At 42.5% G+C, this 14,349-nt stretch carries 15 protein-coding genes, 1 pseudogene and 1 riboswitch; of the genes and pseudogenes, 4 read left to right on the top strand and 12 right to left on the bottom strand.

What is annotated here, in order from left to right; translation table 11 throughout:
- Positions 1–23: 23 nt before the first annotated feature.
- The 4 genes from PGH26_RS12130 to PGH26_RS12145 form a co-directional block, all read right to left on the bottom strand.
- A complete protein-coding gene (locus PGH26_RS12130; protein WP_323691318.1) occupies positions 24–617 on the bottom strand; it encodes a class I SAM-dependent methyltransferase in 594 nt (197 codons plus the stop codon).
- Positions 610–1,227, bottom strand: coding sequence for a class I SAM-dependent methyltransferase (locus PGH26_RS12135; RefSeq protein ID WP_323691319.1), 618 nt, complete (start codon positions 1,225–1,227; stop codon positions 610–612). Before PGH26_RS12135 ends, PGH26_RS12130 begins: the two co-directional genes overlap by 8 nt.
- A gap of 100 nt (positions 1,228–1,327) precedes the next feature.
- Positions 1,328–2,614 carry a DUF4179 domain-containing protein gene (locus PGH26_RS12140; RefSeq protein WP_323691320.1) on the bottom strand — a complete coding sequence of 429 codons (1,287 nt, stop codon included), beginning with the start codon at positions 2,612–2,614 and terminating at the stop codon, positions 1,328–1,330.
- The gene (locus PGH26_RS12145; protein WP_323691321.1) at positions 2,607–3,152 is read right to left on the bottom strand and encodes an RNA polymerase sigma factor; all 546 of its coding nucleotides are present in this window, start codon (positions 3,150–3,152) and stop codon (positions 2,607–2,609) included. The genes PGH26_RS12140 and PGH26_RS12145 overlap by 8 nt, the downstream gene beginning before the upstream one ends.
- A gap of 179 nt (positions 3,153–3,331) precedes the next feature.
- Positions 3,332–3,431: riboswitch (purine riboswitch) on the top strand.
- A 53-nt stretch (positions 3,432–3,484) separates the two neighbouring features.
- Between PGH26_RS12145 and PGH26_RS12150 the strand changes: the two genes are divergently transcribed.
- The gene (locus tag PGH26_RS12150; RefSeq protein WP_323691322.1) at positions 3,485–4,681 is read left to right on the top strand and encodes an MFS transporter; all 1,197 of its coding nucleotides are present in this window, start codon (positions 3,485–3,487) and stop codon (positions 4,679–4,681) included.
- Between the two features lie 46 nt (positions 4,682–4,727).
- Here the strand turns inward: PGH26_RS12150 and nadX are convergent, their stop codons facing one another.
- Entirely contained in the window at positions 4,728–5,510 is a 783-nt protein-coding gene (gene nadX, locus PGH26_RS12155) for an aspartate dehydrogenase (protein ID WP_323691323.1), read from the bottom strand.
- A 35-nt stretch (positions 5,511–5,545) separates the two neighbouring features.
- Positions 5,546–6,130, bottom strand: coding sequence for a TetR/AcrR family transcriptional regulator (locus tag PGH26_RS12160; RefSeq protein WP_323691324.1), 585 nt, complete (start codon positions 6,128–6,130; stop codon positions 5,546–5,548).
- 96 nt (positions 6,131–6,226) lie between these two features.
- On the opposite strand from PGH26_RS12160, the gene PGH26_RS12165 reads away from it, so the two are divergent.
- Together PGH26_RS12165 and PGH26_RS12170 are read left to right on the top strand one after the other, a co-directional pair.
- On the top strand, positions 6,227–6,775 hold the full coding sequence (locus PGH26_RS12165) for a hypothetical protein (protein WP_323691325.1): 549 nt from the start codon (positions 6,227–6,229) through the stop codon (positions 6,773–6,775).
- 84 nt (positions 6,776–6,859) lie between these two features.
- The gene (locus PGH26_RS12170; protein ID WP_323691326.1) at positions 6,860–7,123 is read left to right on the top strand and encodes a hypothetical protein; all 264 of its coding nucleotides are present in this window, start codon (positions 6,860–6,862) and stop codon (positions 7,121–7,123) included.
- Between the two features lie 143 nt (positions 7,124–7,266).
- On the opposite strand, the gene PGH26_RS12175 is transcribed toward PGH26_RS12170, so the two are convergent.
- From PGH26_RS12175 to PGH26_RS12200, 6 genes and pseudogenes are all read right to left on the bottom strand, one after another.
- Positions 7,267–7,593, bottom strand: a complete 327-nt coding sequence (locus PGH26_RS12175; RefSeq protein WP_323691327.1) for a monothiol bacilliredoxin BrxC family protein — start codon at positions 7,591–7,593, stop codon at positions 7,267–7,269.
- A 32-nt stretch (positions 7,594–7,625) separates the two neighbouring features.
- Positions 7,626–8,741, bottom strand: a pseudogene (locus tag PGH26_RS12180) (flavin monoamine oxidase family protein).
- A 206-nt stretch (positions 8,742–8,947) separates the two neighbouring features.
- Entirely contained in the window at positions 8,948–9,169 is a 222-nt protein-coding gene (locus PGH26_RS12185) for a small, acid-soluble spore protein tlp (protein ID WP_323691328.1), read from the bottom strand.
- 243 nt (positions 9,170–9,412) lie between these two features.
- Complete coding sequence (locus PGH26_RS12190; protein ID WP_323691329.1) at positions 9,413–11,056, bottom strand: S-layer homology domain-containing protein; 1,644 nt, start codon at positions 11,054–11,056, stop codon at positions 9,413–9,415.
- A gap of 359 nt (positions 11,057–11,415) precedes the next feature.
- Positions 11,416–11,829 carry a GNAT family N-acetyltransferase gene (locus tag PGH26_RS12195; RefSeq protein WP_323691330.1) on the bottom strand — a complete coding sequence of 138 codons (414 nt, stop codon included), beginning with the start codon at positions 11,827–11,829 and terminating at the stop codon, positions 11,416–11,418.
- Positions 11,830–11,940: 111 nt separating this feature from the next.
- Entirely contained in the window at positions 11,941–12,360 is a 420-nt protein-coding gene (locus tag PGH26_RS12200; protein ID WP_323691331.1) for an SWIM zinc finger family protein, read from the bottom strand.
- A gap of 147 nt (positions 12,361–12,507) precedes the next feature.
- On the opposite strand from PGH26_RS12200, the gene PGH26_RS12205 reads away from it, so the two are divergent.
- A complete protein-coding gene (locus tag PGH26_RS12205) occupies positions 12,508–14,208 on the top strand; it encodes a transglutaminase domain-containing protein (protein WP_323691332.1) in 1,701 nt (566 codons plus the stop codon).
- Positions 14,209–14,349 lie beyond the last annotated feature (141 nt).

The following is a 14,349-nucleotide window of genomic DNA, read 5'->3' on the forward strand; positions in this document are numbered from 1 at the left end:
GCAGTGCTCGGCTTTTGCATTCCTTACTTTTTCCGTCCAACAAATTGAATGACTGAAGACAACCCGCTATGCCCGGCACCTTCTTCGCGCACGACTTCTTTCTTTTCAAAGTGTAAATGCTCCCAATCTGAGAACACATCAAAATCCGCCAGTTCATACAAATACGCAATATCTTTCGGTCCGCCTGTTCCGTAATCGATTTGCTCTTTTGCATAGACTTCCGTCACAAACAGTCCGCCCGGTTTCACGGCTTGACGAATGCCTTTCAATGTCTGCATCCGCAGTTCTGGATTGAAATGACCAAACACACAAATGACTGCGTCGTATTCATCTGTTGACCAATCCGCTTCCTGCAAGTCTTGAACCTTCGTCTTCAGCTGAACGCCCTTTTCCTTCGCAAGGGCCTGGGCTTTGTCTAATCCGGATTGGGCAAAATCCCAAATCGTGACGTCACACCCTTGTTCCGCTAAAAAGACTGCGTTCCTTCCCTCGCCTTCAGCAACCGCAAGCACATTCTTTCCAATTGTAAATCGCTCCGCTGCTTCTTGTATGAACACATTCGCCTCTTTGCCAAATACATACTCCGTCTGATTAAAACGCTCTTGCCATTTATTCATCATACTTCTCCCTTTCCGTCATTCCATTTATCCCTTCAATATACAAAAATAACTTTGCATAATATGATTCTATCTTCGCAACTTCAATCCCCGATTTTTTAATCAAATCCAGTGTATCTCGATTTAACTGGCATCCATCGCAAATCTTCTCCCACAAAGGATTCAAGAAATCTTGCGTCTTGCTGAGCAAGATGGGTTCCATCCGGACATGTTCGAAAAACAACAGGCGGGCTCCCGGTTTACTCACCCGCTGAATTTCCGCGAGTGCTTTCAACGGCTCCGGGATTGTGCAGAATACAAGTGTGGCAACGACAGTATCGAATGTATCGTCCGCAAACGGCAGGGATTCTGCACCGGATTCATGGATTTGAATCGGAACTTGTGCACATCTTAGCCGTTCATCCGACCGCTTGCTCATTGAGGGATTGGGTTCAATCGCATCCACTTGAAGCGCATTCTTGTAGTAGGGGAAGTTAATCCCCGTTCCTGATCCTATTTCTAATACCCGTCCTTCTGCCTTTTCAACGAGGTCCCTTCTAATTTTTTTAAACTGGGACGCTTCCAGCGGTTTCATCGCTGCATCGTATATTTTTGGAAACCAAGTTCCCATTGACTGAGCCTCCTTCTCACCGGCGTATGTCTTCCAATGTTTGCAACGCAATTCTATACATTATGGTAACACGAACAACAGAAAAAACCGTTGAAGGAATTTAGTTTCCTTCAACGGTTTTCTTATTGCCTATAATTTGAATGCGTTCTCCATACCTCTTAGCATAGTGCATGCCTTCAATCGAAAAAGTATCCGGCAATTTATCGGTATTAAAGAGCAAAACTCGCTCATTGTACGTTTCTCCATTTTCAACATCAAGAAGATCCGCCCGCAGTGTTGTCTGAAGAGGAGTGGATTTCCCTTTTGACTGGATGGAGACACCTTCTAATAAGATGTCTTGTTCCGTCGCAATCGTTACATGAATACCGTCCGTTCCTTTTTCGATTTTACGAATGATCAGCTTCTTACCATGGATTTCTTCAGATTGGTCATCGCCTCCGGATAACGCAATCGCTTCGTTGAGCGATTGGTAACCTGCAAATTTGTCCACCACTAACTCCAATGTGTCTAGATCCTTCGGCAACCGGTCATAGTAAAGTTCAAGATCTTGCCCGAAAATTGCAGACTTAGAGCTAGACCCAGTCAGATCAACCGGTTTTCCGTTCGCGAGTAATTGAACGCCTCCTCCCCCTAACTGAATGCGGTCAAAGTTATCCACATTCACTTTTGCTTTAATGGTAGTTCGGCTTGGTGTCGCTGTGATTGAGTCAAAACGGATCGTCCCCTGGTCAACGTGTACTTTTTTACGTATCGACTGTTTCAGTTCAGTTTGCATGGCTAGCTTAGGATTATAAGGAAAAGTAATTTCTTCCTGCTCAGTTCCTTCGTTGTATCTATACTCTAACGTTAGTTTTTTAGCAAACGGACTCACTGCTTCGAATGCTTGAATTCCTTTTATCTCTGTTCCATCTTCATTCTCAGAAGATGTACCATAAGTCGCAAACGCCTTGGTCCATGAACCGCGAATTAAGTCAAAATAAGATTCCTCCACTACCCCTTTTGGATTTTTCACTGTGTAATAGAGAATAGATTGGTTTTCATCTGTCAACAACCCATCCAAGTACAGCTCAGTCCCATCTGAGAGAATCACCTTTTTCTCGATCGCCTGGCCACTTCCTTTTTCATTCAATTGAGCTAGCGTTTCCGTCATTAATTCATCATAACCAAGCAATTTTTTGCCATAGTAAGCAAATGCATTGTAGTTATAGCTTACAAAAGAAAGGATCATGATCGCTGCCGCGAGAGCTATCCATTTGGGCGCTTTGGTTTTACGTCGCGGAGGTACTTGTTCTAATGCCAGGCGTAAACGCTCATTTAGTTCTTCAGGAGCTTTTCGACTCTCTAACTGTTCCTTTTCTTTTGCTAAATACTTTTCCACTTCATCCATTCCATTCACCTCCGAATTGGTCACGCATTTTCTTTAACCCTTGAAAAATACGGGATTTCACGGTTCCGATGGATACGTTTGTCATGTCGGCAATTGTTTGAAGGTCCAGATCATGCAAGTATTTTAATTCGATTGCTTCTTGCTGGCTCGCGTTAAGTGTACTCAGCATGTCTTTCAAATCCAGCCGCTGCTCAGCCTGTGTGAAAGAGTTAGTGTCATCGGAAAAGTTGATAGGTGTTTCTGAATTTTCTTCAGTGGTTTCCATAAGAATGACCCTGTTTTGCTGTTGCAGCAGTTTTTTGCAACGATTGACAAGAATCGTTTTGCTCCAGCTATAAAAGGATTCTTCTTTTTTCAGTTGGGGAATTGAATGATACAGGCTTACAATCATATCTTCCATGGCATCCATCGCGTCATGAGAATTGCCCATATACGATAAGGCCAGTCGATAGTAAGCATCTTGCTGCTCGCTAATAAGCTGCAACAGCGCTTCTTTACTTCCCTTTTTGGCTTTCTTGACCAACTTGACAATTCTCATTCGCTCACCTCTCCCTTATATGAGTTTCCAAGCGGATAAAAAGTTCATTTTTACACCTATGTATTTGCAACTTATACAAAAGAGGCCTTGCTTACGTGACAATCCAACATTTTTTAAGGTTGTCAGACGTCTTACCCTTGCCATCCACAATTTTTCGTGATAAATTAATGAGAAGGAAAAATTTCATACTAAAATCAATCTGTATAACCTCGATAATATGGTTCGAGGGTCTCTACCAGGATCCGTTAAGTCCTGACTACAAAAGAATTTTTGTAGTCGGGACTTTTTTGTATGACCAAATTTGATATTGAACAATAGCAGGAGGAGATCAGTTGGACATTCGCGTATTTTTATTGGCCATTTCGGCAATCACAGTGGGCTTGGTTGAGTTAGTTGTAGGCGGTATTTTGCCTGTAATTGCTGAAGACCTGCAAGTCTCGATTGCAACGGCCGGTCAACTCATTACAATATTCGCATTGGTCTATGCAATCGCAGGACCCGTGCTGCTGTCACTCACAGCTAAAATAGAACGGAAGAAGTTATATTTAGTAACATTATCGGTATTTTTCCTCGGAAACGTATTCACCTATTTCAGCACAACTTTTGCAATGATGATGACTGCAAGAATTCTGACAGCAGCAAGTGCTGCGTTAGTCATCGTGCTGTCGTTAACCATCACTGCCCGCATTTCTAAGCCGCATGTACGGGCAAAAGCACTAGGGTATATCTATATGGGAATCAGTTCATCCCTCGTACTCGGAGTTCCTATTGGAATTGTCATTACGAATGCATTCGGATGGCGCACGGTTTTCCTTGGTATCGCTATTTTAACCATCGGTACCCTTTTATTGATCAGCAAGTTTTTCGATAAAATCCCTACGGGTGACGTTCAGCCGCTTCGTGAACAGCTGAAAGCATTAGCGAACAAAAAAATCGTCTTTGCCCATTTAGCAACAATGTTTATGCTCGCAGGACATTATTCAGTATACGCCTATTTCACACCGTTTCTTGAAACGACGATGAACCTTAGCTCTTCATCCATTAGTGTGTTTTACTTCTTATTCGGAATCGCAGCAGTTGCGGGCGGAGCATTCGGTGGTGGACTCGCTACGCGAATTGGCTCTCAAAAGAGTATTTTAATCATCTTAGGTGCGTTCTCTATCAGCCTGTTCGTCTTGCCTTACTCAACATTTTCAATGCCTGTTTTCATCATCGTCATGATGATTTGGGGCGCGCTCAGCTGGGCTCTTGCACCAGCTCAGCAAGATTACATCATTCAAACGGATCCTGTATCTTCTGATATCCACCAGAGTTTTAACAATTCCGCACTTCAAGTCGGAATTGCGCTAGGCTCAGGAGTTGGCGGGATTGCATTCAGTCACACTGGAAGTGTTACGAGCATGCCGGCAGTCGGGGGGTTCATCGTCATTATCGCGTTTGTTTGTGCAGCCATTTCGTTATCCATGGCGGTGCACAAGAAAAAAAAGAACAACACTGCTGCTCAGCACGTTTCTGAAAGAACTCACTAAAAAAACCGTTCCATTTGCATATTGCAAATTGGAACGGTTTTTTCGTTCAGCTTCCGATTTTCACGGAATCCTCTTTGTTTTGCAGCGCTGCTAGAATACTTAAGGCTGCTAGCAGGCTCGTTTTTGGATTCGTCGGCATCGGATTATTCTCGACTTTCAGATGCATGTTGCCAAAACTTCCTTCCGCTTCGATCGTATGTGTATTTCGCGCGATTGCAGGATCTGCAATCACTCGCACTCTCGTCCTCTCAACACCGATACTCGCTAACGCTAAAACGAGCGCAACATTTACGTTTTTCGGGAATCGCTGTATAGCTTCACGAGCAGATCCTTCAAATAGTACCTCTTCCGGACAGTCCCCATCCATCCCGAGCGATGCAGGAGATTTCCGGGTTGTAATCTGGACACGCTTCAACCCGTTCAACGCATTGGCAGATTTCAGTAAATCCAAGCCGCCAATCGCCCCTGATGGAAGATACAAATGCCTGCCATTCTTTTTTGTAAGTGCGCTTATTTCGTCTAGAAATTGAATTTCGCTAAAAGCACCAACACTGCTGACAATTAAGTCTTTGTCACTTCCCAGAATGTCTTTTGCATATAATCTAACAGCTTCTCCTGTAGCTGCTTCAACGACAATATCCATTGGACTTTCCAAGAACTTTTCGAAATCCATATGAAACTCGACCCCGAAACGTTCACTCAATTGCATACCGGCTTCCTGATTCCGTCCAAAGATCGCAACAACTTCTCCATCAAAGTCGTTATTCTCTTTCACTTGATCCAGTAAAAACGTAGAAATGTTTCCGGTTCCAATGATTCCAATCTTCATCCGATTACTCCTTTCAACCTGTAATCCAGAACACCTTATCGACAAATCGAGTCAATATGATACTCAATCGTCTTCCTCACCCGATCCGGATCTAACCGGTCTGGATCCAATATGGCATGAATCGCAAGGCCGTCAATCAGGCCATATAACCGTTCTATCTCTCGTTCTAACTCACAATTCGGCTTCAATAACTGGTTCTCTTGTAAAAAGTACATCAGCTTTTCCGTCATTTGCAATATCTGATCGTCTGGCACAACAAGTGTATCGCTTCGATGTTTCACGTATGCGATAAATGCAAACCACACTTCCATCTCAATTCTTGTCGTTGTATTGACAGGCACAATTTCTAAAATCACGGCAATAACTAATTCACGGGGGGATAAAGACTGCTGCAGCACCGCTTCTATTCGTTTTGATGCGCGTTTTTGAACTAACTCCATCGCATATACGAGCAAGTCATCTTGGGTTTTAAAATAATACCGAAGCGCACCCAGTGAGAGTTTTGCTTCATCCGCTATATTTCGTACTGTCGCCCCTTCCATCCCTTTATCCAAAATGACACGCCACATTGCTTCAGCGATTGTTTTTTTCCGTTCATCATGATCTACAATTTTAGGCATATGTTTAGTTTATCAGTTTTTAAAAACAGTTGTACTAAAAAGAAGCAGCCTGTATAATTCTTTTTAATACAACTGTGCTATAAAGGAGAGTGACGCATGAACTGGATTGCGGCAATTATCATTGCGTGTGAAATTAGTTTTTGGGCAGTCATATTAGCAGGACTCGTTACCCGTTATCTATTTAAAAAGAAGAAACTTGGACTATTCATCCTGGCTCTGATCCCACTAATTGATCTCACGCTTTTTATCGTCACTGCAGCAGATCTATATCGCGGCGCCACTGCGACAGTCGCACACTCCATTGCACCGCTTTACATCGGAATTTCACTCGCATTCGGCAAAAGCATGATTCAGTGGGCAGACGAACGCTTTCAATACTATGTAACAAAGGAAGGGCCGAAACCGATTCGGAGAACAGGTTATGCCCATGCGATCCATTCCATGAAAGGTTCGTTACGGCATGTGCTCGCTTTCGCTATTGGAGCGCTCATGATTCTATTTGTTGTCTGGTATATCAACACTCCTGAACAGACAGCAGAGTACCAAAACACCTTGAAACTCTGGACTCTTATTTTAATCGCCGACATCATCATTTCGGCAAGTTATTTCATCTGGCCGCGAACCGCTAGAAAGCATTCGGAATGAACGATTTTTTACTCATACACTCCACTTCCTGTTGACGCAATAATCTAAAAACGTGATATACTGTTAACAGGAGGTGTATCCGTCATGAAAAAATTTTCGCTGTCACTGTTAGGCGGTGGTATGATTGGAATCATTCTTTCATTCCTATTTATGGATTACGACAAATCGAGTTATACCATCCTTGACCAAGCAGGGATTGCCAAACGGACCGTAAACGATATGGACTTTGAATTCGTATTTAACTCCTTCTTCTTGATTGCCGGTTTTACAATTGTCATTTATGTGGTTTGGACGTTTATCGAAAAAAGAAAAGATGATCGATTTTATAACGAGTTTGGCGGTAAATAATGATTCTGCTTGTTGTACGGAAGTCAACTAAATCCTTTACTATATCAAAAACCACTTAGCGCATTTCAAAGCTAAGTGGTTTCTTCGTTTTAAGTAGAAAGGCAGCAGTACTGGCATTCCCTCCATGATGCACTAGCGAATGCTCAACAATAAGACTCAATTGCATCTAGAACAATTGATTGTTTGATCTGATAGCGGGTCGCTTGCCAAATCGCTTTCTTATCTTGGATGATCAATACCTGCGGGGTTTCGTGTTTTACTCCTGTATCCGCTTCAACTGCATTGGAAACTTTCTTGTCCATTTGTACAATTACTACGTATCTCGGAAGGTCTGTTACTAAGGACTCCATTTCTTTCTTAGCTGTTACACTGCTTAAGCTCGTCACGCTCAATTTAAATAAAAGAAACGGCTGCTCATCGGAATTCTCCAATAACGCGTTCCACTCTTCTATAGATTTTAATCGGTTCATGATTAATTCCCCTCACGTATTGAAAATAATTTTCAAAGTTTTTCACGGATCCTATTTTTTTTAAGAACTTCAGCAACCGCCCTTTCTGCTGAACGTAATGCTCCTTCTATATGTCCGCCAGAATACGAACAATTTTCCGTACCTGCAAAGTGAATGGAGTCTCCCCATTCACCCGTGCTGCCCGGCGGTCCGTAAGCCGGGAAAAAATTTAACGGGATTGAATCCTCTTCAACAGACGTATTTGAATCGTTTGACCAATCTTTGAAAAAAACGGCAAGCGGATTTGCTGCTGCAGACCCGTACATTCTAGTCAGCTGCTCCACAACCATTTCGAGTATCTGTTCTTCTTCTAATTTCTGACGATTTTCTGGGGTCATACCGAAGAAGCCAAATAGTGCCCCGGCTCCAAGTTCAGGAGAAGCGTCATGTATCTCTTGCAGAGGCCCCACCCGGCTCATCCCTTGTCCCGATAACCCATCACTCCGTCAAAAAGGCTGTTCATAAATTGCAAGTGCCTTAGCTTGCCCTGCCATCCAAGTAGGCACACTCAACAGACTCGTTCTCAGCTCGTCTGAAAGTGCAGGTGAAAAAGTTATAGTACGGACTATAAGTCTAGGAGGAAGTGCAAAAATAACAGTTTCTGCTTGCAGATAATTTATACTTCCATCTTTTCGAATTACCTTCACCGTAATTTCTCCATTTTTTTCTTTTGAGATTTTAGTCACCTGAGCAGATAATTGAATGTTATTCGCCGGTATCTTTTGAGCGAGTGCTTCTGCAAGAGCCCCCATGCCGCCATGAATTCTAGTTGACTCTTCAATTGCTCCATCGGGTAATTGGTGACGTTGAACTAGCCCTGCTTCAGACTGTTCAAAAAGGATATCACCTTCTGTAAATTGTTCAAACGTCTCCAAATTGAGTTCATCTGCAAGTTTTTTAATAACAGGTTCCCGTTGAGGCCAAAACCAAGTCGGGCCCAGGTCAAACTGGCCCAGGTCAGGTCTTTGTTCAATTTCTTTACTAAGTATCCTTCCCCCAATACGATCTCTGGCTTCGAATACGATATATTCAACTCCCTGTGTTTGCAAGAGAGACGCTGCCCGCAAACCGCTTACTCCTGCACCTATTATAATAATTGGTTTGTTCATTTAAATGACCTCATTCATTTTTATAAGATAGCCGACTTATCTATGGGTAAGTTTGCACTATTGATCAAGGATTGTCACTCAAAACACCTAAACTTGCATGAAGATGCTCTTCGACAGCTTTCTTGCATTTTACCTATGTAGGATTCATTCGATGCTATTAAAAATGTGCGCATTTCTTAATAAGAAACGCGCACATTTCCTGACTTTCACGAATATCCATTAATACGTGACTGATCTTCTTCATGGATTTCATTTTTCAACTCTTCCATGCTTTCTTTTCTGCGTTCATTTTTCTCTTTGATTTTTTCAAATTCCTTACCTTCTGCAAACTTCATCGCTTCCACGGCAGCTTCCATATTGCCAATTGTTTTGTTGAGCCGTTTCTTATTGTCTGCAGGATCATTCGGTTTCGGATAGGTTCCAGTCATATCATACCCTCCATCTTTTTTTGTCATTCATTCGGAAGCTTTCCCTATATGCCAGCAATTATTTCAACAGAAACTTTTCTTAAGTTTTTTTACTTCCAGCGGCTATTCACAAAGCTGTTGTATAAGTTGAACTTGGTTCTCTAAGTGGCTACTGATTGCCAATCATCCTTTTCCACACAAAAATGCCCCCAGCGAGACGGTATATGACCGCTCATTGAGGGCAACAGCAGATGAGGTTCCATTCTACTGAAGGTACTTCGAATAACTAACAAGTATTTTTGCTGCTTGACCGCGAGTTGTTCCATCTCCAGGAAGGAATTTCCCGTTCGATCCATGTACAATGCCAAACTCATGTAACATCGCAATCGAATTTTGCGCTTCAGTACTATAGCCGGAAATATCTTTGTAGGGTGCTGGTGCTTTTGCAACGTATGGCTTCCCTTTCACCAGCGTATATGTTCTGTTCAGCATCGCTGCGAGTTGTACGCGAGTGACTGGATCATTCGGTTTCAACTCTCCGTTGACACCGTACACAATTCCAAATTGGGACGCTGCTGCAACTTCCGATTGAATCTGTTCTGAGAAATGACTAATGTCTTTAAATGGTGCTGGCGTTGTTGGTTTCAGACCAAGTGTCCGGACAATAATTGAAGTGGCTTGAACACGCGTTAACGTCTGATCCGGTTTGAATGTACCATCTGAATACCCCGAGACGATCCCTGCATCCACTGCTTTTTCTATATAGGACTTTGCCCAGTGATTTTGAATATCTTTAAAAAGAATCGGTCCTGGTGTTTCTGTTGCTTTCGTTGTAACCTTAGCCGTTGGTTTGTCAGCAGATGCAACCTTGTCTTCGTTTACAGCTACCACTTTAAACTGATAATCTGTGTTCGCTTTAAGATTCGGTACATCATAGGTGAGAACATCTGCGCCAACTTGGCCAATGAGTTCCTCATTCATATAAATGCCATACCCCATGATTTTTTTGGTATCCGTCGCTGGCTTCCATGTAAGTGCTGCTGTGCCATCGCCTTTAAGTTTTGCAGTTAATGCATCCTTAGGAACCCAAGAATAAGTTGCTTTCAGCTGAGTGCCAAACTCATCCGCAATCACTTTGTATCCGGCTTCGCTTAAGTGAATATTTGCTGGATTCGGCAGATACCTTTTGTAATCCTTAGCAATTTGCTCACTGGTTGGAACGAAAACAGCAGAAGTTCCTTGCATCCCTGCTTGAATCGATCCATTCAAACCTGCTAACAACTGTGCAAGTTGCGGCTGATAGTCTGCTGCAAGTGTTGGGAATGGATTGTAGTACCCCATGACATACACTTGAACGTTCGGGTTAATCTCATGAATTGCTTTTAAGATCTGATTATATTCCATTCCGACTTGTTGAATGGCACTTGTAATCTGTGCCATATCGAATTGCGGAACCCCTGTAGCAGGATCGATTTTAATATGCTTCAGCATATCGTTTGCACCGACACTAATTGTAATAAGGGTTGAATCCTGAATTGCTTGATGCAATGCGATGTTTTGGCCAGACTGATGGATGCCGGCACTTGGCTTAGTGACATTGTCATTTAAGTCTTTTAAAACATCTGTCGCAGTAAATCCAGGATAAGCAAATCCTTTGTTCGACGCGGACAGCATCTTCATGTCATCTAATGATTGTGCGAGAAAATCTGGATAGCCTTTCCCTGGCATTCCCTCAGATGATATACCATAAGCCAGCGAATCCCCCAGTGCTAAGTAATTCACTGGCTTGACCCAAGTAGGACCACCAGCGTCAGTTTCCGCCGCCTGGAATTGCAGAGGAAACGCAGTAAGCTGGAGCAATAAAGCTAAAACAAAAATAAAACCGAACTTCTTCATGAATCGATTCATAGACAACCCTCCTATTTTTTGTGATACTTTCGTACTGAACGATTCTAACTATTAGTATAGGTCACAAAATGAAAATAAGCTAGATTTATTATTGACATTTATGAATATTCTGTTACATTCGATTATTCTCTCCTTCCACAGTTTATATATGTTACAGCCATATACAAAAGCACTACCCGAGTTGTTTAAGAACTATTGTGTATAAATGCCAAAAACACACGATCCTAAAGTTGGAAAGTGTGTTTTACAGCTTACGCCCTATGCAGAGTAGTCTTCCAGACGAACTGTTTTTCTACTGTTTCCACAAAATTTGAAGGTGAAAATCCAGTTGAACTGGTCTCCTAATTTACCAGAGTACCTCAATAAGACTTTCTAAAACCATAAAACGTGCGATAGCCTTCATCTTCATAAAAGGTTCGGGATGATTCTGTTGCTAACAGCTCAATGCGCGTATTCGGATAAAGGTTATGTACAAAATTCAAGAATTCTGTACCAATACCCAAGCCTCTAAATTTCTTCTCTACAAGCATTTCACAAATAAATGCAGTTACAATAGTATCCGTATAACCTCTCAGGCACGCTACGGCTTCGTCCTCTTTTGTGACTGCTATGAACGCAATGGATGAATGGTTCCAAGCTGCTTTTGTATCCGAAACGTTTTCGGCGAGATTCCTCCATCCTTCTTCAATATACATTCTATGAATATCTGGATAGAAAGCTTCATCATAAGGAATAATTCTTATTCCACTATTTGCATCGTTGGAAGCTGCCATACTGTATACTTCCATTCATCTGTATACCATTAAATCAACTAAATGCCTCCGTTTGCTGACTTCAATAGGTATGTTAATTTCCTAATCATTTTGGAAGCTATTCGCTGACAATCAGCCTTCTAAAAACCGATGAATTTCCTTAAGTACTTGATCATCATTATCTCCTAGCGACAGCAGAAGGTCGACGAGGTCGGTTTTCGGCAAATCGAGCAATACACGGCGCATCCCGGACCCTGCTTTCTCTTCATCGTTTTTCACCACTTCAAGCGTGTCCCTTAAATAAAAATAGAACGCTACTTCGTGTTTGCAGACAGAACTCATATCATACGGACAGGTGCAGTATGAATAGATAATCGTTCCATTCGAATCCACTTTGCAGTCGACTTCATACACATCACTTCCTGCTACTTCGCCGGCGAATCGGTTTCCCGGCATTTCCACTACATCATCTACCCGGCCTTCGATGTAATAGGAGATTCCGCGTTCGAGAATTACCGACCTGACTTTCTTTTCAAACGTCAGCAGATTCATTGGGCATTCCTCCTGTTTGCTATCAAAGTTCCTATCAATTCATTGAAACTATTATACAACAGCTCTCGTATAGAGTTATAATTTGACAGAACATTTCTTTTTTCAGAACCATTCCTGGCAATCTTACTAAGGAGGGAATCCATTAACGTGAGAACTGTTTCTCTAATCCTGTCTTTACTAATCTCTTTCCTCATATTAAGCGCTTGTTCACCTGAGAACATAACTATCGGGGAGCAAACTGCAGATACTAAAGCACAACTTCTTGCACTGGAAACAGCGGTCAACTTAAAGAACGAACAACTTCAAGAAGAGCCTGTGTATCGCCAGCAATATGCAGATAAAATTGGAGTTGAGCTCACCCAGCCGGCCCATTCCAATTTTGCTGTAAACGGAATGCTTCACGTTGAAGGTATGATTGAAAGTAAGGAAAAGCTATCTGCTGATTACGCATGGATTCAAATCAGATTTTTTGATGAAAACTATTCAAGTCCCTTAGATGGCACGCAAGACCATTATGTCCCTTTAAAAGACGGAGCATTCAAACTCGAAACCCAGCTCTTCCGCGGAGAAGGCGAATATCGAGTAACCATTTCACTGCCTGCAAATGACCGCCCTGACGAATATTACTATGAAGCACTTAATTTCACAGTGTTTAACGTCAATCCGAGACAGCAGCGGGAAATTACGTATACTCCCCGAGCCATTCAAGCAGATTTAAAAATCTCGGAACCTGGAAGCGGACTGATAAGCGGAAGCAAGACAATTACGCTAAAAGGCAGTGTCAATTCTGATCAATTCTCCGTTCCGGATCTTCTATTCGAACTAAGAAAAGATGACTATCATTCGCTTCACTATGCTTCAGTCGAAAAAGGTAAGTTCTCTATAGAAATTCCGCTATGGTTCGGCAAGGGAATTCATGAATTGCTGGTCAGTCTTCCAGAGGACGATTATTACGAAATCGGTTCCGTTCTCTATATAGACAGCACGGACGATGAGGGTATTCAAACAGTCCAAAAAAGTTCCGTCTTCGACGAGTACGGCATCACCTTTAATTCACCGCAGAAAGGTGGCGAGACCGCAGATCTGTCTTATCGAATTTCTGGAACAATCGGAAAGTCTAAACCAGCTTCTGAAGAAATCCCAAACCTCTTTGTAACAGTGACGAAAGGAGTCGATTCCGCATCATCCGTCATTCCCATCACTGACTTTCAATTCGATGATGAAATCTATTTGCGGTTCGGCCCCGGGATATACACGGTGAACGTCTTGCTCCCGGATATTGAGAATTCGAACACGACAACCACTTCTTATTTTGAGATTGCACAATTTGTTGTAGAAAACACGGCTGCTGGAGATCAGCGTGATCTGCTTCCCTCTGTCAGCATACAGTCAGATGCTCCTGAAATTGAGTCATTGGTCAACAACCTCATAACGGACGGCATGTCTGACCTTGAAAAAGCTAAAGCCATCTATGAATATACAGCGAGAAACATTTCGTATGATGTAAACAAATCTCTCAACGTAGGAAACGAATGGGATGACAGTGCATTAAAAACGTTAGAGCTCAAAACAGGCATTTGTGTCGACTATTCTTATTTAGCCATCGCCCTCTTGCGTGCAGCAGGATTAGAAGCCCGATACATCATTGGAACAGCTGGAACTGAGTTAAACACCGAGAACCACGCATGGGTAGAAGTGAAAGTGGATCGGAAATGGCTGACCATGGATCCTACTTGGGGCGCTGGCTATGTGCAAAACGACGAGTTTGTCCCAGCATACACAGAAGATTACTTTGACCCGTCGCCAGAGAAGTTCAAAACCCATACACGAGGTTCTGTGCAATACTGAATTCATCTCGTTGAAGAAATACAGTCATTCTATAAATCGTAAAGTTCGAAAAGACTTTCAGCAGGGTTTAAGTTGTCCAATGTATAGCGGATTATAAAAGGAAAACAAAAAGCGGGCTCAACAAGTCATGGATCATGACGT

This window comes from Sporosarcina jeotgali (assembly GCF_033304595.1).
In the GTDB taxonomy this organism is placed as follows: Bacteria; Bacillota; Bacilli; order Bacillales_A; family Planococcaceae; genus Sporosarcina; species Sporosarcina jeotgali.